The organism is Micromonospora sp. WMMD967 (assembly GCF_029626165.1).
GTDB classification, from domain to species: domain Bacteria; phylum Actinomycetota; class Actinomycetes; order Mycobacteriales; family Micromonosporaceae; genus Micromonospora; species Micromonospora taraxaci.
Window position 1 is genome coordinate 4,745,763 of the sequence record NZ_JARUBK010000001.1, and the last position, 18,564, is coordinate 4,764,326.

General features: G+C 73.3%; 21 protein-coding genes. 14 read left to right on the forward strand and 7 right to left on the reverse strand.

All coding sequences use genetic code 11. The features are described from left to right. Nucleotides 1-38: 38 nt before the first annotated feature. From O7631_RS21335 to O7631_RS21350, 4 genes are all read right to left on the reverse strand, one after another. The gene (locus tag O7631_RS21335) at nt 39-761 is read right to left on the reverse strand and encodes an ATP-binding protein (protein WP_278145857.1); all 723 of its coding nucleotides are present in this window, start codon (nt 759-761) and stop codon (nt 39-41) included. A 110-nt stretch (nt 762-871) separates the two neighbouring features. Then, nucleotides 872-1,330 (reverse strand): DUF4383 domain-containing protein, encoded by a 459-nt coding sequence (locus O7631_RS21340; RefSeq protein WP_145782281.1) that lies wholly within the window; start codon nt 1,328-1,330, stop codon nt 872-874. A gap of 77 nt (nt 1,331-1,407) precedes the next feature. Further along, nucleotides 1,408-2,565, reverse strand: a complete 1,158-nt coding sequence (locus tag O7631_RS21345) for a glycosyltransferase (protein WP_278145858.1) — start codon at nt 2,563-2,565, stop codon at nt 1,408-1,410. 136 nt (nt 2,566-2,701) lie between these two features. Next, nucleotides 2,702-3,685 (reverse strand): glucosyl-3-phosphoglycerate synthase, encoded by a 984-nt coding sequence (locus tag O7631_RS21350; RefSeq protein ID WP_278147986.1) that lies wholly within the window; start codon nt 3,683-3,685, stop codon nt 2,702-2,704. A gap of 226 nt (nt 3,686-3,911) precedes the next feature. On the opposite strand from O7631_RS21350, the gene O7631_RS21355 reads away from it, so the two are divergent. Together O7631_RS21355 and O7631_RS21360 are read left to right on the forward strand one after the other, a co-directional pair. Then, entirely contained in the window at nt 3,912-4,922 is a 1,011-nt protein-coding gene (locus O7631_RS21355) for a Gfo/Idh/MocA family oxidoreductase (RefSeq protein ID WP_278145859.1), read from the forward strand. Beyond that, entirely contained in the window at nt 4,915-6,003 is a 1,089-nt protein-coding gene (locus O7631_RS21360) for a zinc-binding dehydrogenase (RefSeq protein ID WP_278145860.1), read from the forward strand. The genes O7631_RS21355 and O7631_RS21360 overlap by 8 nt, the downstream gene beginning before the upstream one ends. Here O7631_RS21360 and O7631_RS21365 read toward each other — a convergent pair. Next, entirely contained in the window at nt 5,973-6,641 is a 669-nt protein-coding gene (locus O7631_RS21365; protein WP_278145861.1) for an ABC transporter transmembrane domain-containing protein, read from the reverse strand. The two genes, O7631_RS21360 and O7631_RS21365, sit on opposite strands and share 31 nt — an antisense overlap. Before the next feature lie 18 nt (nt 6,642-6,659). On the opposite strand from O7631_RS21365, the gene O7631_RS21370 reads away from it, so the two are divergent. The 6 genes from O7631_RS21370 to O7631_RS21395 all read left to right on the forward strand — a co-directional run bounded on the left by O7631_RS21370 (nt 6,660) and on the right by O7631_RS21395 (nt 13,086). Further along, nucleotides 6,660-7,895, forward strand: coding sequence for an ABC transporter ATP-binding protein (locus O7631_RS21370; protein WP_278145862.1), 1,236 nt, complete (start codon nt 6,660-6,662; stop codon nt 7,893-7,895). Nucleotides 7,896-7,967: 72 nt separating this feature from the next. Further along, complete coding sequence (secA2, locus tag O7631_RS21375; RefSeq protein WP_278145863.1) at nt 7,968-10,259, forward strand: accessory Sec system translocase SecA2; 2,292 nt, start codon at nt 7,968-7,970, stop codon at nt 10,257-10,259. A gap of 181 nt (nt 10,260-10,440) precedes the next feature. Further along, nucleotides 10,441-11,181, forward strand: a complete 741-nt coding sequence (locus O7631_RS21380) for a GAF and ANTAR domain-containing protein (protein WP_278145864.1) — start codon at nt 10,441-10,443, stop codon at nt 11,179-11,181. Nucleotides 11,182-11,401: 220 nt separating this feature from the next. Next, on the forward strand, nt 11,402-11,899 hold the full coding sequence (locus O7631_RS21385) for a DUF2231 domain-containing protein (RefSeq protein WP_278145865.1): 498 nt from the start codon (nt 11,402-11,404) through the stop codon (nt 11,897-11,899). Nucleotides 11,900-11,991: 92 nt separating this feature from the next. Then, nucleotides 11,992-12,186 carry a DNA-binding protein gene (locus O7631_RS21390; RefSeq protein WP_278145866.1) on the forward strand — a complete coding sequence of 65 codons (195 nt, stop codon included), beginning with the start codon at nt 11,992-11,994 and terminating at the stop codon, nt 12,184-12,186. A gap of 141 nt (nt 12,187-12,327) precedes the next feature. After that, nucleotides 12,328-13,086 (forward strand): methyltransferase domain-containing protein, encoded by a 759-nt coding sequence (locus O7631_RS21395; protein ID WP_278145867.1) that lies wholly within the window; start codon nt 12,328-12,330, stop codon nt 13,084-13,086. A 305-nt stretch (nt 13,087-13,391) separates the two neighbouring features. On the opposite strand, the gene O7631_RS21400 is transcribed toward O7631_RS21395, so the two are convergent. Together O7631_RS21400 and O7631_RS21405 are read right to left on the reverse strand one after the other, a co-directional pair. Further along, nucleotides 13,392-14,339, reverse strand: coding sequence for a DUF3500 domain-containing protein (locus O7631_RS21400; RefSeq protein WP_278145868.1), 948 nt, complete (start codon nt 14,337-14,339; stop codon nt 13,392-13,394). 32 nt (nt 14,340-14,371) lie between these two features. After that, nucleotides 14,372-14,764, reverse strand: a complete 393-nt coding sequence (locus O7631_RS21405) for an ankyrin repeat domain-containing protein (protein WP_278145869.1) — start codon at nt 14,762-14,764, stop codon at nt 14,372-14,374. A 59-nt stretch (nt 14,765-14,823) separates the two neighbouring features. On the opposite strand from O7631_RS21405, the gene O7631_RS21410 reads away from it, so the two are divergent. From O7631_RS21410 to O7631_RS21435, 6 genes are all read left to right on the forward strand, one after another. Continuing rightward, nucleotides 14,824-15,201: a signal peptidase I gene (locus O7631_RS21410; protein WP_278145870.1), complete on the forward strand. Its 378-nt coding sequence runs from the start codon at nt 14,824-14,826 to the stop codon at nt 15,199-15,201. A gap of 111 nt (nt 15,202-15,312) precedes the next feature. After that, nucleotides 15,313-15,768, forward strand: coding sequence for a cysteine dioxygenase family protein (locus O7631_RS21415; RefSeq protein ID WP_278145871.1), 456 nt, complete (start codon nt 15,313-15,315; stop codon nt 15,766-15,768). A 46-nt stretch (nt 15,769-15,814) separates the two neighbouring features. After that, a complete protein-coding gene (locus O7631_RS21420; protein ID WP_278145872.1) occupies nt 15,815-16,300 on the forward strand; it encodes a rhodanese-like domain-containing protein in 486 nt (161 codons plus the stop codon). Between the two features lie 51 nt (nt 16,301-16,351). Then, nucleotides 16,352-16,903: a winged helix-turn-helix domain-containing protein gene (locus O7631_RS21425; RefSeq protein ID WP_278145873.1), complete on the forward strand. Its 552-nt coding sequence runs from the start codon at nt 16,352-16,354 to the stop codon at nt 16,901-16,903. A gap of 247 nt (nt 16,904-17,150) precedes the next feature. Next, complete coding sequence (locus O7631_RS21430; protein WP_269678706.1) at nt 17,151-17,756, forward strand: winged helix-turn-helix domain-containing protein; 606 nt, start codon at nt 17,151-17,153, stop codon at nt 17,754-17,756. A gap of 42 nt (nt 17,757-17,798) precedes the next feature. Further along, entirely contained in the window at nt 17,799-18,461 is a 663-nt protein-coding gene (locus O7631_RS21435; protein WP_278145874.1) for a uridine kinase, read from the forward strand. Nucleotides 18,462-18,564: the final 103 nt, after the last annotated feature.

The following is an 18,564-nucleotide window of genomic DNA, read 5'->3' on the forward strand; positions in this document are numbered from 1 at the left end:
GGTCAGATCGCTGGTACCGGGCGCAAGCGCCCGAACACTCAGGTTGCCGGCAGCATCGCCCAGACAGCCTTGCCCTGACCGGCCGGCACGCTGCCCCAGCGCTGGGCCAGTTCCCGGACCAACATCAGCCCCCGGCCACCCTCGGCGTGCAGGTCCGTCCCGCCCGGCTTCGCCTGCGCGCAGCTGCCGTCCACCACCGCCAGGTGCAGGTACGGCCGGCGCAGGGTCACCGTCACCTGCATCGGGGTGCCGGCATGGCGTACCACGTTGCCGACCAGCTCGCTCAGCACCAACGCGGCCGGTCCGGCCGCCTCGGGCAGGTTCCACCGGGCGCACGCGTCGGTGACCAGCTCCCGGGCCCGCCGGCACGCCTCGGCCACCGGCTCCAACCGGGCCCGCATCCGCAGCGTGGCGCTCGCCATCCGGGTGGCCTCCGCGCAGTCCGCGGTCACCGGGACCACGCGGCAGGTGGTCGACTCGGCCAGCCAGCGCGCGGCGACCGGCGACGGGGCGCAGAGCACCACCGGCACGGCCGGCCACTCCTCGGCGCGGCGCGCGGTCGCGGCGAAGACGGACAGCGCGAGGCGGTCCTCCACGCTCACCTCGGCCATGTCGACCACCAACGCCTCCGGCTGGTCGACGAGCGCGTCGCTGAGCGCCCGGTGCACCGAGCGCATGGTGCCCAGATGCAGCGCACCAGCGAGTCGGACGACCGCCACCGGTGCCGTGGTGCGCACCTCGCAGGTGATCCGGCTCGACATCGCGCCCTCGATTCGCTGCTGGGTCGGGAGCTCCCCACTACCCGTGGCCGCCCGCCGTCAAACCGGACCACCGGCGGAGTGGGGCGGCCGACCGGCCGCGATGACGCAGGTCACGGCCGGGGCCTGCCGGTCAGGACGCCCAACGCGATCATGCCGACGCCAAGGCCCAGGTGCAGCCAACTGTCGGCGTCGTTCACCGGCAGCACGTTCGCCCCGGTGTCATGGTCCACCGCCAGACCGTAGAGCCAGAGCACCAGATAGACGGCACCGCCGCCGATCAGGAACGTCCGGGCCCCGGCGACCGTCCGCGCCAGCACCAGGCCCGCCACTCCGAACGCCAGGTGCACCAGATTGTGCAGCACCGACACCTGGAAGACCCCGAACAGGTACGCGCCCGAGCCGTGGCCGGCGAAGCGCAGGTCGTGCATCCCACTGGTGATCCCGGGTACGAAGCCGAGCACGCCGATCAGCAGGAACAGCACCCCCACCGTCGACGCGGCACGCCGGACCGGCGCCTTGCCGTCGGCCGGGTTGGGTCGGGCCCGGGAGTGGGCCATCGGTCCGACCATTCCCCGGCTCCTCGCTGCGACGGCGGGTACGAGCGCTGCCGGCTACCCGTTGCCGCCGCCGGCAAACGCCGCCGCGATCAGGCCGGCAGCAGCCTCGGCGCGCGCGACAGGTCGCGGACCCGCTCGTACAGCTCCACGTAGCGTTGGGCCATCACCGCCGGGGTGAACCGCTGCGCGGCCACCCGCCGGCACTCGTCCGGGTCGAGCAGGTCGCCGGCGAGCACGAGATCGCCCAACTCCTCCTCCTCGGCGGTGAGCAGCCCGGTGCGGCCGTGCTCGATCAACTCCGGAAGGCAGCCCCGGGAGGTCGCCACCACCGGCGTACCCAGGGCGAGCGACTCGACCACCGCCGTGCCGCCGGGCTCCTCCCACCGCAGCGGGAACAGCGACGCGCGGGCGCTCGCGAGCAGGTCGTCCCGCTCCTGGCCGGCCACCGTGCCCACCCAGCGGACCAGGTCACCGTCGACGTGCGGGGCCACCTCGTCGAGGAAGAACCGCACGTCCGGGTTCTGCCGGGCCTCGTCGCCGGCCGCGGCCAGGTCGGCCGGTCGGTGGTACGGACCCACCGGGCCGGCCAGCACCAGCGGAAACCCGACCCGGTGGGCCAGTCGGACACCCACGTCCTGGCCCTTGCCCGGGTTGATCCGGCCCAGGATGAGCAGGTGCTCACCCTTCTCCGGTCGGGGTCGACGGTCGGCGTCGACGGCGAGCGGGGTGGACAGGTGCACGTGCCCCACCGAGTGTTCCCGCAGCGCCAGCGGCGCCCGGGCCAGCTGCGACGCGGACACCCCGTTGACCCGGACCCGGTCGCCGCCGTCCAGGCTGCCGTAGAGCGCCGGGTGCTTGGCCAGGTCCCAGTGCAGGGTGTGCAGGGTCGGCGGGCCAGCCGGTCCCATCGCGGCGAGCGTGGCCAGACCGACCGCCTCCACGTGGTCGTGCACCAGATCGATGTCGTCACGGGAGTGCAGCTCACGGACCACGCCGGCCAGGTGCGCCTGGGCGACACCACAAACCTGGTTGTACGGCCGCTGCAACGACGCGAACTGCCCGTCGGCGAACACCGACACCCGCTCGTCGACCGGAAGGGTGCTGCTGCCCACCGAGGCGAGCACCACCCGTACGCCGAGTCGGCGCAGCTCCGGCACGAGCGTGGCGATCACGTTCTCGATCCCGCCGTAGCCGGGCGGTGGCACGGACAGCCACGGCCCGGCGTTCATCAGCACGGTCAGGCTCATCCGGCTCGTCCCTCTCTCGCGTCTACGGAGCAGTTGGTTCGTGACTGCGGGGCTCGCAGGACCGGCTCACTCCTCGCGCTCACGGAGCAGTTGGTTCGTGACTGCGGGGCTCGCAGGACCGGCTCACTCCTCGCGCTCACGCGGCGGCGACCCGTCGGCGTGGCACCCGGTGGCGCAGCTCGGCCAGCGGCGGGCGTTCCTCGATGGACACGTCGGTGACCACGATCTCGCGGTCCAGGTTGGGCAGGGTGTCCGAGCCGCCGCGACGGAACTGGGTCAGCAACGACTCCGGCGTCAACCCGGGGGTCGCCCAGCCGCGCCGCTGCAACCGGGACCAGGCCGTCAACATGATCTGCGCCGACATCCGTCCCAACGCCGCCGTGTCCTGGTGCCGGTGCTTGCGCTCGCCGAGGTCGACCTGCGCCATCGCGTCCAGGCCGACCAGGTCGAGCAGATCGATCATCATGGCCGTCTCCACGCCGTACCCGGACACGAACGGCACCCGGGCCAACACGTCCCGGCGGCCCGCGTACTCACCCGCGAGGGGCTGCACGAAACCGGCCAACTCGGGCCAGAACAGGTTGAGCAGCGGCCGGGCCATCAGCTCGGTCACCCGGCCTCCGCCGTCCTGCTCGACGCTGGCGGCACCGACCAACGGCCGGTGGTAGAACCCTTTCACGAAGTCGACCGAGGAGTCGGTGAGCAGCGGGCCGAGCAGCCCGGTCACGAAGTGCGGCCGGAACTCCCGCAGGTCGGCGTCGATGAACGCCACCACGTCCCCCTCGGCGGCGGCCAGTCCGGCCCACAGGGCGTCGCCCTTGCCGGTGAGCCGGGGCAGCCCCCGGGTCATCGCGTCCTGGCTGACAACCTCCGCGCCGGCGGCCCGAGCCACCTGCGCCGTGCGGTCGGTCGAGCGCGAATCCACCACGATCAGCTCGTCGACCAGGGCGACCCGATCCATCAGGTGCTCTCGGATGGTCGACACGATCGCGCCGACGGTGGCCTCCTCGTTGCGCGCCGGCAGTACCACGCTGACCCGGGTCTCGCCCTTGGCCCGCATCAGCCGACGCGTCGGCCAGTCGCCCGTCGTCGTCGTCCGATACGTGGCCCACGCCTCCACCACCGGTGAAACGCTCGATGTCGCATCCCGCACGGGCACCCCTCCATTCGTGCGTGGAAAAACCGAATTTGGTTGTTCCCATTCCCTGCCACGCGTTAACCGCTTTCTTGGCAACAGCTTGATCACAGAGGTGACGCCAGTGCGTTCCCGGGGGATGAACGTTTGATTGCGCACACCCCGGGGGACTGCTCCCACCGCACATGAAATGTCTTCGAAGGGGTGACGAATGCGTCAGTGCCGAGTTGGTCTGGTCGGAGCCGGCGGAGTGGCACAACGTCACGCGCGCGTGCTGTCCGGCTTCGACGACGTCGAACTGGTCGGGGTCACCGACGTCGCGCCGGAGGCGGCGTCCGCGCTGGCCACGCCGCACGGTGCGCGGGTCTGCGCCGACATCGCCGAGCTGCTGGCCACCAGCCCCGACGCGGTGTACGTCTGTGTGCCCCCGTTCGCGCACGGCCCCGCCGAGGAAGCGCTGGTCGAGGCCGGGGTGCCGATGTTCGTGGAAAAGCCGGTCGCGGTCGACCTGGGCACCGCCGAACGGATCGCCGACCTGGTCGCGCGCCGGGGGTTGCGCACGGCCGTCGGCCACCACTGGCGGTACCTGACCGTGCTCGACCAGGCCCGCGAACTGCTCGCCGACCGTCCCGTCCGGATGGTCAGCGGCGCCTGGCTGGACAAGGTGCCCCCGGTGGCCTGGTGGTCGCGGCGGGACCGTTCCGGCGGCCCGGTGGTCGAGCAGGCCGCCCACGTGCTGGACCTGGTCCGGGTGCTGGCCGGCGAGGTGACCGAGGTCACCGCGTACGGCAACGGCACCCCGCCGGCGGTCGACGGCGCCGACATCGACTCGGTGACGACCGCCGTGCTGCGCTTCGCCGACGGGGCGGTCGGCACCCTCAGCGCGGCCTGCGTGCTCGGCTGGAAGCACCGCGCCGGCCTGGAGATCCTCGCCGACGGGCTGGCCCTCGCCCTCACCGAGGACGGCCTGTCGATCCGCGACGCCGACGGCGAACGACACGTGCCCGCCGACCCGGAGGCCGCCCGGGTGGCGGTGGACCGCGCCTTCGTCGACGCCGTCCGGGGCGTCGGCGACGACGTGCGCGTCCCGTACGCCGAGGCCCTCGCGACCCAGCGGCTGGCCCTAGCGGTGGCCGACTCGGCCCGCACCGGCACGACCGTACGACTCGCCACCCCGACCGCCCCGGCGGCGCTGCGTACGGGGGTGACAGTCGATGCGTGACCGGGTCGTGGTGGTCACCGGTCCCGGCCAGGTCGAGCTGGTCGAGCAGGACGCCGCCCCGCTGCGCCCCGGCACGTTCCGGGTCGAGACGCTCTTCAGTGGCGTCTCCGCCGGCACCGAGTTGAGCTACGTCAAGGGCACGAACCCCTACCTGAACGTCACCTGGAACGCCGACCTGGGCCTGTTCCAGCCGGGCGCGGCGAGCACCCCGTACCCGGTGACCCGGCTGGGCTACATGCAGGTCGGCCGCGTGGTGGAGAGCGAGACGCCCGCCGTCGCGGTGGGCACTGTCGGCGCCATGACCTACGGGCACCGGACCGGCTGGCTGGCCGACCCGGTCGCCGAACGGTTCGTGCCGCTGCCCGAGGACCTGGACCCGCTGCTCGGCGTCTACGTCGCGCACATGGGCCCGATCTGCGCCAACGGCCTCCTGCACGCGGCCGCCGACCTGCACGGCGCCGACGTCCGCACGCTCGGTGACGGGGTACGCGGCCGGCGCGTCGCCGTGGTCGGCGCCGGTGTGGTGGCGCTGCTGACGGCGCTGTTCGCCAAGCGTCACGGCGCCGCCTCGGTGGTGGTGCTCGACCCCACCCCGCACCGCCGCCACGCCGCCGAGGCGCTCGGCCTGGAAACCCTCGACCCGGAGGCGGACGACCCGGCGGTCGTGCTCAAGACCCGCTGGGCGCACACCGCCGGCGACCGGGGCGCCGACGTGGTGTTCCAGTGCCGGGGGCAGGCCTGGGCGTTGCAGCTCGCCCTGCGGCTGCTGCGCCCCCAGGGCACCGTGATCGACCTGGCCTTCTACCAGGACGGCGCGGACGCCGTCCGGCTCGGCGAGGAGTTCCACCACAACGGCCTCTCGCTGCGCTGCGCGCAGATCGGTCGGGTGCCCCGCGGGCTCGCCCCCACCTGGGACCGCGAACGGCTCTCCGCCGAGACCGTCGACCTGCTCCGCGCGTACGGGGACACGGTCCGCAAGCACCTCGTCTCGGCGGTGGTGCCGTTCGACGAGGCACCCACACTGCTCACCGACCTGGCCGACCGTCGACGTCAGGAACTCCAGGTGGTGCTGTCCGCCTGAGCGCACCCCGGGCGGGTGCCGGACCGCCCGGGCGACCCTTGTCGGCCCGGACCCCGCCCGGGTGGATGACGCGGCGGACTACCGTTCCCGGCATGAGCACCGCGAAGGACCGGCCGGTCGGCACCGCGAAGGACCGGCCGGTCGGCACCGGCCCGGGCCAACGCCCGCACGCGGCGGACGAAGGTCAGCGCGAAGCCGAGCCCGAGTGCCACGCCGAGCAGTGTGATGCCGAAGAGCAGCGGGTCGAGCAGCACCATGGCCGTGCCGGCGCCGACCACCGTCACCGCCCCGGTGACCGTCTCGAACAGCCCGGAGGTGACGACCGCGCGCAGGAGTGTGGTGTCCGAGCCGACCCTCGACAGCAGGTCGCCGGTGCGTCGGCTGTCGTACTCGGCGATGGGTAGCCGCAGCAGGTGAGCGGCGAGCCGGCGGCGGGTGCCCAGCACCAACCCTTCGGCGGTGCGTTGCAGCAGGTAGTCGCGCAGCCCGCCGATGGCCGCGCCGAGCACCACGAGGACCACGAGGAGCGTCACCAGCGCGGAGACCGGGTGGGCGTCGCCGATCCGGTCGAGCACCGACCGGGTGAGCAGCGGCTGCGCCAGCGACGCCGCCGCGCCGAGCAGCGACAACACACCCACCACGACCAGGGTGCCGCGGTGCTCACGCAGGTACGGCAGCAGCGCGGCCAGGCCGACCGGCCGGTCCTTCGCGCCCAGGAGCGGATCGGGGAGATGACCTCGGCCGTGGAGCGGGCCATCTCGGCGGCCCGGACCATCCGGGCCAGCCGCGCCGAGGCCCGGGAGACGCAGACCGTCACCGGCAGCGCCCGGGAGGCGTACACGGCCGGGCTGCGGGTGGCACGGGTGCAGTCGGTGGTCGGCCCGATCGGCTCGATCACCGTGCAGGGGGCGTTCCTGCTGGTGCTCGGCATCGGCGGGGCGCGGGTCGCCGCCGGGGCGATCTCGGTCGGCGACCTGGTCGCCTTCGTCATGTACCTGTTCCTGCTGGCGCTGCCGCTGGGTCAGGTGCTGCGGGCGTACACCCAGTTGCAGTCCGGCCTGGGCGCCCTCCAGCGGATCGAGGAGATCCTCGCCGTGCCCGCGGAGGGCGCGGCGGACCGGCCGGCGCCCGCCGTCGAGACGACCAGCCCGCGGCGGCCCGCGCCGATGATCGAGTTCGACCGGGTGGGGTTCGGCTACCCGGGCGGCGAGCCGGTGCTGCACGAGGTCAGCTTCACGGTGCCCACCGGCACCCGTACCGCGCTGGTCGGCCCCTCCGGTGCTGGCAAGTCGACACTGCTCGCGCTGGTCGAACGCTTCTACGAGGTGAGCGCCGGCGCGGTCCGACTCGACGGCGCCGACGTTCGGGATCTGCCCCGCGACGCGCTGCGGGCCCGGCTGGGCTACGTCGAGCAGGAGGCCCCCGTGCTGGCCGGCACACTCCGGGAGAACCTGCTGATCACCACGCCGGACGCCACCGACGACCGGCTTCGCGAGGTCCTCGACGAGGTCAACCTCGCGCACCTGGCGCACCGCACCTCCGAAGGGCTGGACGTCCAGGTGGGGGAGGGCGGGGTGCTGCTCTCCGGGGGTGAGCGGCAGCGGCTGGCCATCGCCCGTGCCCTGCTCGCCGGCCCGCCGGTGCTGCTGCTCGACGAGCCCACCAGCAACCTCGACTCGCGCAACGAGGCCGCGCTGCGCCGGGCCATCGACGCGGTGGCCGTCCGCCGGACGCTGTTGATCGTGGCGCACCGGCTCGCCACCGTGGTCGACGCCGACCAGATCGTGGTCCTCGACAGCGGTCGGGTGGTCGCCGTCGGCACCCACGCCGAGCTGACCGCGACCGACCCGCTCTACCGTGAGCTGGCCGCCCACCAGCTACTGGTCGGCTGAGCCCGTCCGATCCGCCAACTTGTCGGCGGCCGGGCCCCGCATGCCGGCCCGAATCGCGTACCGTTGCCGCTCATGGGTGTGTCGCAACGGTTCAAGAGCAAGTTCCGGCGGTTCCTCCAGCGCCCCGGTTCGACCGTGGATCTTGCTCCGCTGGAGAAACTGCTGCCGGCTATCGAGGCGCGCGCGGACGAGCTCGCCGCGCTCGACGACGCCGAGCTGACCGAGGCCGCCGGCGCCGCCACCGGCTACGAGGAGATCTGCGCCGTCGGCCGCGAGGCCGCCCGCCGGGGCCTCGACCAGCGGCCGTACGACGTGCAGCTGCTCGGCGCGATGTCGCTGCTCTCCGGCAAGGTCGCCGAGATGGCCACCGGTGAGGGCAAGACACTCACCGCCACGATCGCCGCGTACGGGCACGTCCGACTCGGCAACGGCCCGGTGCACGTGCTCACCATCAACGACTACCTGGCCCGCCGCGACGCCCAGTGGATGGAGCCGGTCTACACCCTGCTCGGCCTCACCGTCGGCTGGGTCAACGAGGCCTCCACCCCGCAGGAGCGACGCGACGCGTACGCCTGCGACGTCACCTACGTCTCGGTCAGCGAGGCCGGGTTCGACTACCTGCGCGACCAGCTGGTCACCGACGTGGAGGACCGGGTGCAGCCGGCGCTGTCCACCGCGATTGTCGACGAGGCCGACTCGATCATGATCGACGAGGCGCGGGTGCCGATGGTCCTGGCCGGCGCGGTGCCGGGCGAGCAGGACCCGGTGCACGCCGCCGCCGCACAGGTGCGTGGCCTGCGCAAGGGCAAGCACTACACGGTCGCGGAGGATGGCCGCAGCGTCGCCTTCACCTCCGCCGGCCTGGCCGCCATCGAGGCCAAGCTCGGCATCGACCTGTACGACGAGGAACACGTCGAGCAGCTCTCCGCGGTCAACGTTGCGCTGCACGCGCACGCCCTGCTGCACCGTGACGTGGACTACATCGTCCGCGACGGCACCGTCGAGCTGGTCGACGAGATGCGCGGCCGGGTGGCCCAGCGCCGCCGCTGGCCGGACGGCCTCCAGGCCGCTGTCGAGGCCAAGGAGGGCCTGGACGCCACCGCCGAGGGCGAGGTGCTGGGCACCATCGCCATGCAGGCGTACATCGCGCTCTACCCGAAGGTCTGCGGGATGACCGCCACCGCGGTGCACGTCGGCGACCAGCTGCGGGAGTTCTTCAACCTCGAGGTCGCGGTGATCCCGCCGAACACCCCCTGCATCCGCGAGGACGAGCCGGACCGCATCTACGCCACCCGCGCCGAGAAGGACGAGGCGCTCGTCGACGAGATCCAGCGCGCGCACGCCAAGGGGCGGCCGGTGCTGGTCGGCACCCTCGACGTCAAGGAGTCCGAAGGGCTGGCCGCCGGCCTCAACGCCGCCGGGGTGCCCTGCGTCGTGCTGAACGCGAAGAACGACGACGAGGAAGCGGCGATCATCGCCGAGGCCGGCGCGTTCGGCGCGGTGACGGTCTCCACCCAGATGGCCGGCCGGGGCGTCGACATCCGGCTCGGCGGCAGCGACCAGAGCGACCAGGAGCGGGTCGCCGAGCTGGGCGGGCTCTACGTGATCGGCAGCGGCCGGCACGACAGCCGCCGGGTCGACGACCAGCTGCGCGGTCGGGCCGGCCGGCAGGGCGACCCGGGTGGCTCGGTCTTCTTCGTCAGCCTGGAGGACGACCTGGTCGTCCGGCACGCCGCCGACTCGGTGCCGGCGTCGCCGCGGATGAACGCCGACGGCCTGGTGACCGACGAGCAGGTGGACTACGCGGTGGAGCACGCCCAGCGGGTCGCCGAGGGCGTCAACCACGAGATCCACCGCAACACCTGGCGCTACAGCGTGGTCATCGAGCAGCAGCGCAAGGCCCTCGCCGCCCGCCGCGAACGGCTGCTGACCAGCGACGTGGCCGCGGTGATGCTGCTGGAGAAGGAGCCCGAGAAGGCCGGCGAGATGGACGAGGACCTGCTCGCCCGGGCCGCCCGGTCGATCGCGCTCTACCACCTGGACCGGCTCTGGGCCGACCACCTGGCCGAGCTGTCCGAGGTCCGCGAGGGCGTACACCTGCGGGCGCTGGGCCGGCTCGACCCGCTGGACGAGTTCCACCGTGCCGCGGTGCCGGCGTTCAACGACCTGGTCCCGGAGATCGAGGCCCGCACCATCGCCACCTTCAACGAGACCGAATTCGATGAGGACTGGCAGCCCGACGACGGCACCCTGGTCCGGCCCACCGCCACCTGGACGTACCTGGTGCACGACAACCCGTTCGGCTCCGAGCTGGACCGGCTGATCGCGTCGATCGGGCGGCGACTCAGCGGCACCTCCCGCTGACGTAGGCATCCGGGGCCTCTCGCCGCGCGACCGTGCGCGCTGAGAGGCCCCGATTTACGTCGTTTCGACCAGGGTTCGCGAGGGTAGTAGGGCTGGTCGGTCAAGTCGGGAGAGAGCAGACGATGACACAGGTGACGATGCCCGGCGGGCAGGCGCGGACGTGCACGGAGGCTGCGAAGCGGTGAACATCGATACGCGGGAGCCGGTGGTGCAGACCCTCGGCGTCCTGGAGACCGCCGCGCTGTTGCGGGAACTGACCGCAGGTCTAATCGCCCTGACCGATTTCGATGAGGCGCTGCTGGCGCTGGTCCGGGTCACCCGGGACGCCGTCGCCGGGGTGCGCTGGTGCGGCTTCACCGCGCTGCGCGCCGGCGAACCGGCCGGCGTGGCCGCCTCCGACGAGCGGCTGGCCGGGCTGGACGACCTGCGACACGGCCCGGACTCGCCGGCGATGAGCGCCATCCAACGCCGCGAGATGATCCTCGCCGCCGACCTGACCGCGGAGCCCCGCTGGCCGGGCTGGACGGCGCGCGCCCGCGACCTCGGCGTACGCGGGGTGATCTCCGCGCCGGTGGACATCGACGACCAGGTGATCGGCGCGATCAACCTCTACGCCGCCGCGCCGGACCTGCTGACCCCGCAACACCAGTTGACCGCGATGCTGCTCGCCGAACACGCCGGCCTGCTGCTGGCCGCCGTACGCGACCGCAAGCGGCAACTCACCGTCGCCGGTGAACGGGACGCCGCGCTGCTCCACGAAGGGGTGGTGGGCCAGGCCGTCGGCGTGATCATGACCCAGCGCGGGTGCCCGCCGGCCGAGGCCCTCGACGTACTGCGTACCGCCGCGACGTCGTTGGACATCCCGCTGCGCGAGGTGGCCGAGCGGCTGGTCCACACGGTCTCCCGTCCCCGCGACGCCTGACACCCACCCCGCTCGCGCTGCGCCTCCACGATCGACTCGGGTTCCCTGACGGTGCGGTATCCGAGGCGCGGTGATGGCGCGGTTCCCTGAAACGCGAGTCGATCAGGGCTGGTGGTGTCCGTTCGTCCGGTCAGCGGCGAGTCGGGCGGGATCGTTTCGCCGCGAGCGGGCTCGGGTAGCACTCTGGTCAGGTGAGCTGCGCCGACCCGGGGGAGGACCGATGCAGAGCCGACTGCGGGTGCAGGGGCATCCGATCCAACCGATGCTGGTGACCTTCCCGCTCGGGCTGTTCGTCAGCGCCACCGTCTTCGACCTCACCGACGTCGTCGGTGGGCCGGCGTTCCTGGGCGAGGTGGGCTACTGGACGGGTGTCGCCGCCCTCGTCGCCGCTGCGCTGACCGCAGTGGCGGGCATGGTCGACCTGTGGGACGCACCGGGGGACCGCACCCGCCGCACCGCCGTCGCCTTCAACCTGGTGAACGCCGCAATGGCCGGCATGTTCCTGCTCACCTGCCTGGTCCGGTCGCAGTCCCCGCAACGAGGGGCGTCAGCCGCGATCCTGGTCACCGAGCTGGTCGCGCTGGCGATCGGCGGGGTCGGTGTGCACCTGGGCGCCCGGTTGATGCGCCAGTTCGACGGCGGTCGGGCCGAGGCCGGCGGCCTGGAGGCCCTCGCCGGCTCGACCGGCGACATTCGTCGTCCCTGGCCCAGCCGCTGACCCGACCCGGCTCCCGGTCGTCGCACGGCCAGCCGTCGGCGGCGCGCGTGAACGGGACGCCGCCGCTGCGGTTGGTCGGTCTACCATCACGGATGACCTCAGCCCTGGACGCGCTTCCCACAATCGGTGCACCCGCGACCCGCGCCCTGCACGGCGCCGGCTACACCACGCTGCGTCAGCTCGCGGACGTCCCCCGAGTCGACCTGGCCAGACTGCACGGGATGGGCGCGAAGGCACTCGACATCCTCCAGGCAGCCCTCGAGGAACACCAGCTCAGCCTCGGCTGAGCACTGCCGCCGCCCGGGACCCCGGGCAGCGCGCGCACCGCGACGCGCCGTTCCGACGTGACCGGTCGACCGTTACGACAGGCCGGCCGCTGCGGTGCAAATGGGTTGCCGGCGGGGTGACCGACCACGAGGCTGGCCGCCATGGACGCCGAGCGTGACGCCGAGGACCTGATCGCTGAAGCCGCTGCCGCCCCCGTGGACGGATGGGGCTTCGACTGGCTGGCCGGGCGGGCCACCGAGGAACGTCCACCATGGGGGTACGCCCGCATGGTCGCCGATCGGATGGCGCGTGCCACCGCCGCGCTGGACGTGGACACCGGCGGTGGGGAGGTGCTCGCCGAGGTGCCACTGCCACCGAAGCTCCTGACGGCCACCGAGGGCTGGCCGCCCAACGTCGTGGTCGCCCGACGGACCCTGCGAAGAGTGGGCGCGACGGTGGTGGCAGTCGACCCGGACGGGCCGCTGCCGTTCCGCGACGCCTCCTTCGACCTGGTGGTCAGCCGGCATCCGGTACGCACCGACTGGGAGCAGACGGCGCGGGTGCTGCGACCGGGCGGGACGTTCCTGTCCCAGCAGATCGGGGCGGGCACCATGCGGGAGTTGAGCGAGGCGATCCTCGGTCCGCTGCCGCCGCCGGCCACGCGGCACCCCGACCACGCGGTCGGCGCCGCCGAGGCGGCCGGTCTGCGGGTGGTCGACCTGCGTCGGGCGACCCTGCGGGCGGCGTTCTTCGACATCGGCGCGGTGGTCTGGTTCCTGCGCAAGGTGATCTGGACGGTGCCCGGGTTCACTGTCGACAGCTACCGCGACCGGCTGCGTGACCTGCACCGCCGCATCGTCGACGAAGGCCCCTTCGTGGCCCACGCCGAGCGCTTCCTCATCGAGGCCACCCGCCACTGACCCGCCACCGGCCCGCTTCCGGGGTGGAATGATCGACTCCATCTCGGCGAGGTGGGGGTGTCGGGCCAGCAGGATGCCCCCACGTCGGCGATCTGGAGTCGATCACCACGGCACGCGAGGCGCGGCGGGGCGAACGCGGGCTAAGGCCTGTTTCATAAGGGCGGTCGAGCCGAGGCGGAGTCCGGGCGGCGATCCGGCAAGGCGCGGTTTCGTCCGGATACCGGTGTTGTATCCGGACGAAACCGCAACGCCGCCGGGCGTCGTCCGGGCCCGCCGCAGGCCGGCCAGTCCTTATGAAACAGGCCTTAGTGGTGGGTTCGGTGGTGACCGGCCAGGACGTCGGCACCGAAGTCGCTGGCGGGACGGCGTAGCACGGTGTGCGCGTGGTTGCCGTCCGGGCTGGTGTTGTCGTACTCGATCAGCAGGTCGTCGCCCTGCACCCGGTAGTAGTGCCGCTGCCCGGCGCGGGTGGGGCCGGCCCAGGCGAAGTGCAGCGGGCCGGCCTCCAGTCGGGCCGCTTCCCGGGTGGCCAGCTCGGGCGGCAGCCGGTCCAGGTAGAGCGCGACCACCTGGTGGAGCAGCGCCCGGCCGGTCGGGCCCATCCGGTCCGCCGGCACGCCGAGCGGCTCCAGCGGTGCGTCGACGCGTCCCCGGGTGGCGCTGATGATGTCCGCCGGCGCGTCGTCGGCGATGATCGCGGCGGCCCGTTCGGCGGGGCCCAGCGCGTCGAGCAGCGCCAGGGCCAGGTCCTCCTCGACGCCGAGAGGGCGGGACACCGGACGGCCGGCGTAGCGGACCGCCGCCGGGTTGGCGCCGAAGAAGATCGGGGCGGGGGAGACCTGACCGTCGACCACCGTCATGGTCACCGACAGGTGGTGCCCCTCGAACCGCCACGCCCAGCGGTCGTCGCGCGCCGGGTCGCCGAAGACGGCCACCCAGTAGTCAGCGCTGTGCCGGCCGCGCTGCCAGTCCTCGGCGCGGTCCAGCACCTCCTCCAGCGCGATGATCGCCATCGCCTGCGCGTACGCCGAGGCGCTGAGCGCGGTGGCCAGCAGCCGGTGGGCGGCCTTGCGGCCGGCGACGTCCATCATGGCGAGGCTGACGCCGGGTCGGGGTCGGGGCCGGTACTCCAGCCAGCGTCGGGCGGACTCGTCGTCGAACGGGTGCACGGCGTCGGCGCGGGCGGCGGGGTCGAGCGCGGCCAGCAGCGCCGTGCCTGCGGCCCGCATCTGCTCGGGCAGAGGATCTTCCACCGATCCTGTATACCGGCCGGTCGGGCTCGGTGTCAGCCGGCGCGCAGCAGCTCCGTCATCTCCGGCAGGTCGAAGAACTGCGCGGTCTCCATCGCGGACGGGTTGCCGTGGGCGGGGTCGGCCCCGGCGGCGAGGAGCGCGCGGACGGCGTCCGTGCTGCTGCGGAAGACCGCCGCGGCCAGCGCCGTCTGGCCCCGGTCGTTGGCCCGGGTGTGGTCGGCGCCGCGGGTGAGCAGGGCGGCCACGGTGTCCGGGTGAGAGTGGTACGCGGCCAGGATCAGCAGCGTGTCGCCCTTGTCGTTGGTGAGGTTGACCGGCAGGCCGGCGTCGAGCTGCGCGGCCAGCTCCTCGGTGGAGCCGGCGCGGGCCAGGTCGAACATCCGGTGTGCGAACGCCAGCGTCTCGGCGTCGAGGTTCTCGGTCACCCGTCCAGGCTACGACGTGCCCTGATAGGTTGCTCGGCCGGCGAGCTGGGGAGGGTCCGATGGCTGAGACGGTGTACGTGGGCAACGCGGGTGTCGACGGTGCCACCGACGCCGGCTGGCTGCTCGGGCACTTCGTGCCGCCGGGGGAGATCCGGCACAGCACCGACGTCGAGGTGAAGTGGGGTGTGCACCCGCCCGGGCAGGCGCGGTCACGGTGGGCGACGGGGGAGCGGCGTACGACCCTGCTCGTCCTCGTCGAGGGTTGTTTCCGGGTGGAGTTGCCGGACCGCACGGTACGACTGGCGGTGCCCGGCGACTACGTGGTGTGGGCCCGGGGGGTGGACCACTCCTGGTTCGCCGAGCGCGCGTCGGTGGTGCTGACGGTGCGGTGGCCCTCGTTGCCCGGCTACCGGGTGGGCCCGCCGGTGGTGCGCTGACCGACAGGGGACCCGATGGGTGTCCCATTCTGTGGAATTACCTACTAAACCTATAGGCTTTGCCGTCTAGAGTACGAGGGCACCCCGCCGAACGACCCGCGAGGAACCGCCATGACGCTCCACCGTCCGGAGTCCGACCTGCTCACCGTCGCCGCCCGGTGGGCCGACCCGGCCGGCTGGCCGGTCGCGCTGCGCTTCGACCCCGCCGAACGCTGGTACGCCCGCCTCGCCGTCAGCGCCGAGCACGAGGTGTGGGCGCTGAGCTGGCTGCCCGGGCAGGGCACCGACCTGCACGACCACGGCGGCTCCTCCGGGGCGTTCCGGGTCGTCAGCGGCGCGCTCACCGAGGAGACCGTCAGCTCCGGTCGGCTACGCCCGCGGCTGCTGCCGGCCGGCATCGGCCGCCGTTTCGGACCCCGACACGTGCACCGGGTGACCAACCAGGGCCCCGATCCGGCGGTCAGCGTGCACGTCTACCGGCCCGCCTTGCTGCGGATGACCCGCTACGACCTCGTGGACGGCCGGCTGCGGATCGCCGAGGTCGCCGAGGCCGGCACCTCCTGGTGAGCCCGGCGAGTCACGACCAACCCCCTGTCACCGGAAGGAACCGACAATGCAGATAACCGCCGAGCACTGTCCGGCACCCGTGCCGCCCGCGGGCTCCCGCGGCATCGACGAGATCCTGGCCGCCGCGCGGGCCCGGCTGGACCGGCTCGACCCGGAACAGGCCCACCTGGCGTACCGGGCCGGCGCGCTGCTGGTCGACATCCGACCCGCCGCGCAGCGGGCCGCGCACGGCCTGGTGCCCGGCTCGCTCACTGTCGAACGCAACGTGCTGGAGTGGCGCTTCGACCCCCGCTGCGCGGCCCGACTGCCCCAGGCCGTCGACTACGACGTACCGGTGATGATCCTCTGCCAGGAGGGCTACACGTCGTCGCTGGCCGCCGCCGCCCTGCAGGACGTCGGCCTGCACCGGGCCACCGACGTGGTCGGTGGCTTCGCCGCGTGGCGGATCGCCGGTCTGCCGGCTCTCGGCCCCACCCCGCTGCACACCTCTGCACTCGCGTCGCCCGTGAACACCGGGTGGGCGCGCCGCTGACCGCCACGCCGCACCAGGCCTGGCGGGCGTACCGCCACTTGAGGAGGCATCATGTCCGTCGTCGCCATCCCCACGCGCCGTCACCCGGGGACGCGCCCGACCCGTCCGCGCACCGCCCCGACCCTCACCATCACCCTCGACCTCGTCCCGGGGCCGCTGAGCCCACGGCTGGCCCGCCTGGTCCAGCTCCTCGGCGAGCTGGCCGAGTCGGGGGAGGGGCAGCTGCGTACCGTCGAGGACCGCACGCCCGCGCCGCGCCCGGCGCCGATCCCCGTCGGCGGCGGCGAGCCGTCCGCCGACGCGCCAGGCGTCCGCATCCTGGCCGGCTCGCGGATGGTCCGCCAGGGCGACCAGGTCATCCCGCTGACCCGCATCGAGTACGAGCTGCTGCTGTTCCTGGCCGAGCGGCCCCGCCGGGTCTTCACCCGCCTGCAACTGCTGTCCAGCGTCTGGGGGTACGAGCACGCGGTGGCGCGGACCGTCGACGTGCACGTCCGCCGACTGCGCGCCAAGCTCGCCGGGTCGGAGGTGGTGACCACCGTCTACGGGGTCGGCTACCGCCTGGCCGACGAAGCCCGGATCAGCGTGGACCACACCCGGTAGGGCCCTGGTCCGGCGGCCTGCGACGACCTCGGTGAACCGGGCGGGGACCCCCGTAACGGGGCATCTCGGCGACTCTGCTGTAATCATCAAGCTCGTACGCAGAGCGAGCACCCGGCTCCGATGTGTTCGTCAATTGTCACATTCATGCAACGCAGCCGCCTCTTGACCCTCGCCCGGGTGCCGGGAAGCATCGATGAAGCGGCGTCCCGGGCCGTGGGGAGATACCCGGACCAGCCCAAGGAGGACCATGTCGGTCAGCCCTGCCTCGTCGCGCGCCGGATGGCACACGTCGCAACCCGCGGTGCCCGGTCGACCGCCCGGCGGTCAGCGTCGCCCGGCGAACACCGCGACGCCAGTGCTCACCGTGACGCTGTCCATCCCGCTGGCCTGCGAGGAGTCGCTGACCCCGGCGGCACGTCGACTGCTGGAGGCCGCCCGGGAGATGCTCGAACGCGGCGAGGGCGTGATCATCGGGTCCGTGCCGGCCGAACGGCGCCCCGAGCAGACGCCCGCCAACCGGTCGCCGACCCGGGCGATCAGCCCGACCATCCCGGCCCTGCACATTCTCGCCTCGTCGCGCTCGGTGCTGCGCGACGACGAGCCGCTGCCGCTGACCCGGCTGGAGTTCGACCTGCTGCTGCACCTGGTCGCCCATCCGCGCCGGGTGTTCACCCGACTGCAACTGCTCAACGCCGTCTGGGGCTACGAGCACGCCGGCGTGCGTACCGTCGACGTGCACGTGCGTCGGCTGCGCGGCAAGGTCGGTGTGGACGTGCCCCTGGTCACCACCGTCTACGGCGTGGGCTACCGGCTGGCCGACGACGCCCGGGTGACCATCGACCGCACCGGCTGACCCGCCGCACCGACCTGCCCGACGCGGGGCAGGATAGGTCCGGTGCGCATCCGCCCGATCTCGCCCGACCTGCTCGTCGCCGAGCTGACCGGCCGGCTGGTCGACGCCGCGAGGGGCGCCGCGACCGGCGACCCCGGACCAGCCCGGCTGCGGGTGGCGATCGACGGCCCCTCCGCCGCCGGTCCGGACGAGCTGGCCGCCGCCCTCGTCGACCCGCTGCGCGCCCAGGGCGTTCCGGTGCTGCACGTCCGGGCCGGCGACTTCCTCCGTCCCGCGTCGCTGCGCTTCGAACTGGGCCGCACCAACCCGGACTCCTTCTACGAGGCATGGGTCGACGAGGCCGGACTGCGTCGGGAGGTCCTCGACCCCGCCGGCCCGGGTGGCACCGGCCGGGTGCTCCCGTCGCTCTGGGACGCCGACACCGACCGGGCCAGCCGGGCCCGCTACGTCGACCTGCCACCCGGCGGCGTCGTCCTGGTCAGCGGTCCACTGCTGCTCGGTGGCGGGCTGCCGTTCGACGTCACCGTCCACCTGCAGGTGTCCCCGGCGGCGCTGCGACGACGTACCGAACCCGCCCAGGCGTGGGTTCTACCGGCGTTCGACAGGTACGCCGAGGAGGTCGTCCCGGCGAGCTTCGCCGACGTGGTGGTACGCGTCGACGACCCCCGCCACCCCGCGCTCGTCGAGCCCGCCGGCGACGCCTGACAACCGCGAGAAATCGTCGGTTTGCCCCGCCGATCCGGCGGGTACTCGCCCGGCTCACAGAGCGCGGGTGATCGCCCGCGTACCGAATGCGACCGTGACCGGG

Bases quoted from the DNA above. Each gene is read 5' to 3' on its own strand.
- O7631_RS21335 (WP_278145857.1), bottom strand. From the start codon at position 761: ATGTCGAGCCGGATCACCTGCGAGGTGCGCACCACGGCACCGGTGGCG.
- O7631_RS21340 (WP_145782281.1), bottom strand. From the start codon at position 1,330: ATGGTCGGACCGATGGCCCACTCCCGGGCCCGACCCAACCCGGCCGAC.
- O7631_RS21345 (WP_278145858.1), bottom strand. From the start codon at position 2,565: ATGAGCCTGACCGTGCTGATGAACGCCGGGCCGTGGCTGTCCGTGCCA.
- O7631_RS21355 (WP_278145859.1), top strand. From the start codon at position 3,912: ATGCGTCAGTGCCGAGTTGGTCTGGTCGGAGCCGGCGGAGTGGCACAA.
- O7631_RS21360 (WP_278145860.1), top strand. From the start codon at position 4,915: ATGCGTGACCGGGTCGTGGTGGTCACCGGTCCCGGCCAGGTCGAGCTG.
- secA2 (WP_278145863.1), top strand. From the start codon at position 7,968: ATGGGTGTGTCGCAACGGTTCAAGAGCAAGTTCCGGCGGTTCCTCCAG.
- O7631_RS21385 (WP_278145865.1), top strand. From the start codon at position 11,402: ATGCAGAGCCGACTGCGGGTGCAGGGGCATCCGATCCAACCGATGCTG.
- O7631_RS21390 (WP_278145866.1), top strand. From the start codon at position 11,992: ATGACCTCAGCCCTGGACGCGCTTCCCACAATCGGTGCACCCGCGACC.
- O7631_RS21395 (WP_278145867.1), top strand. From the start codon at position 12,328: ATGGACGCCGAGCGTGACGCCGAGGACCTGATCGCTGAAGCCGCTGCC.
- O7631_RS21410 (WP_278145870.1), top strand. From the start codon at position 14,824: ATGGCTGAGACGGTGTACGTGGGCAACGCGGGTGTCGACGGTGCCACC.
- O7631_RS21415 (WP_278145871.1), top strand. From the start codon at position 15,313: ATGACGCTCCACCGTCCGGAGTCCGACCTGCTCACCGTCGCCGCCCGG.
- O7631_RS21420 (WP_278145872.1), top strand. From the start codon at position 15,815: ATGCAGATAACCGCCGAGCACTGTCCGGCACCCGTGCCGCCCGCGGGC.
- O7631_RS21425 (WP_278145873.1), top strand. From the start codon at position 16,352: ATGTCCGTCGTCGCCATCCCCACGCGCCGTCACCCGGGGACGCGCCCG.
- O7631_RS21430 (WP_269678706.1), top strand. From the start codon at position 17,151: ATGTCGGTCAGCCCTGCCTCGTCGCGCGCCGGATGGCACACGTCGCAA.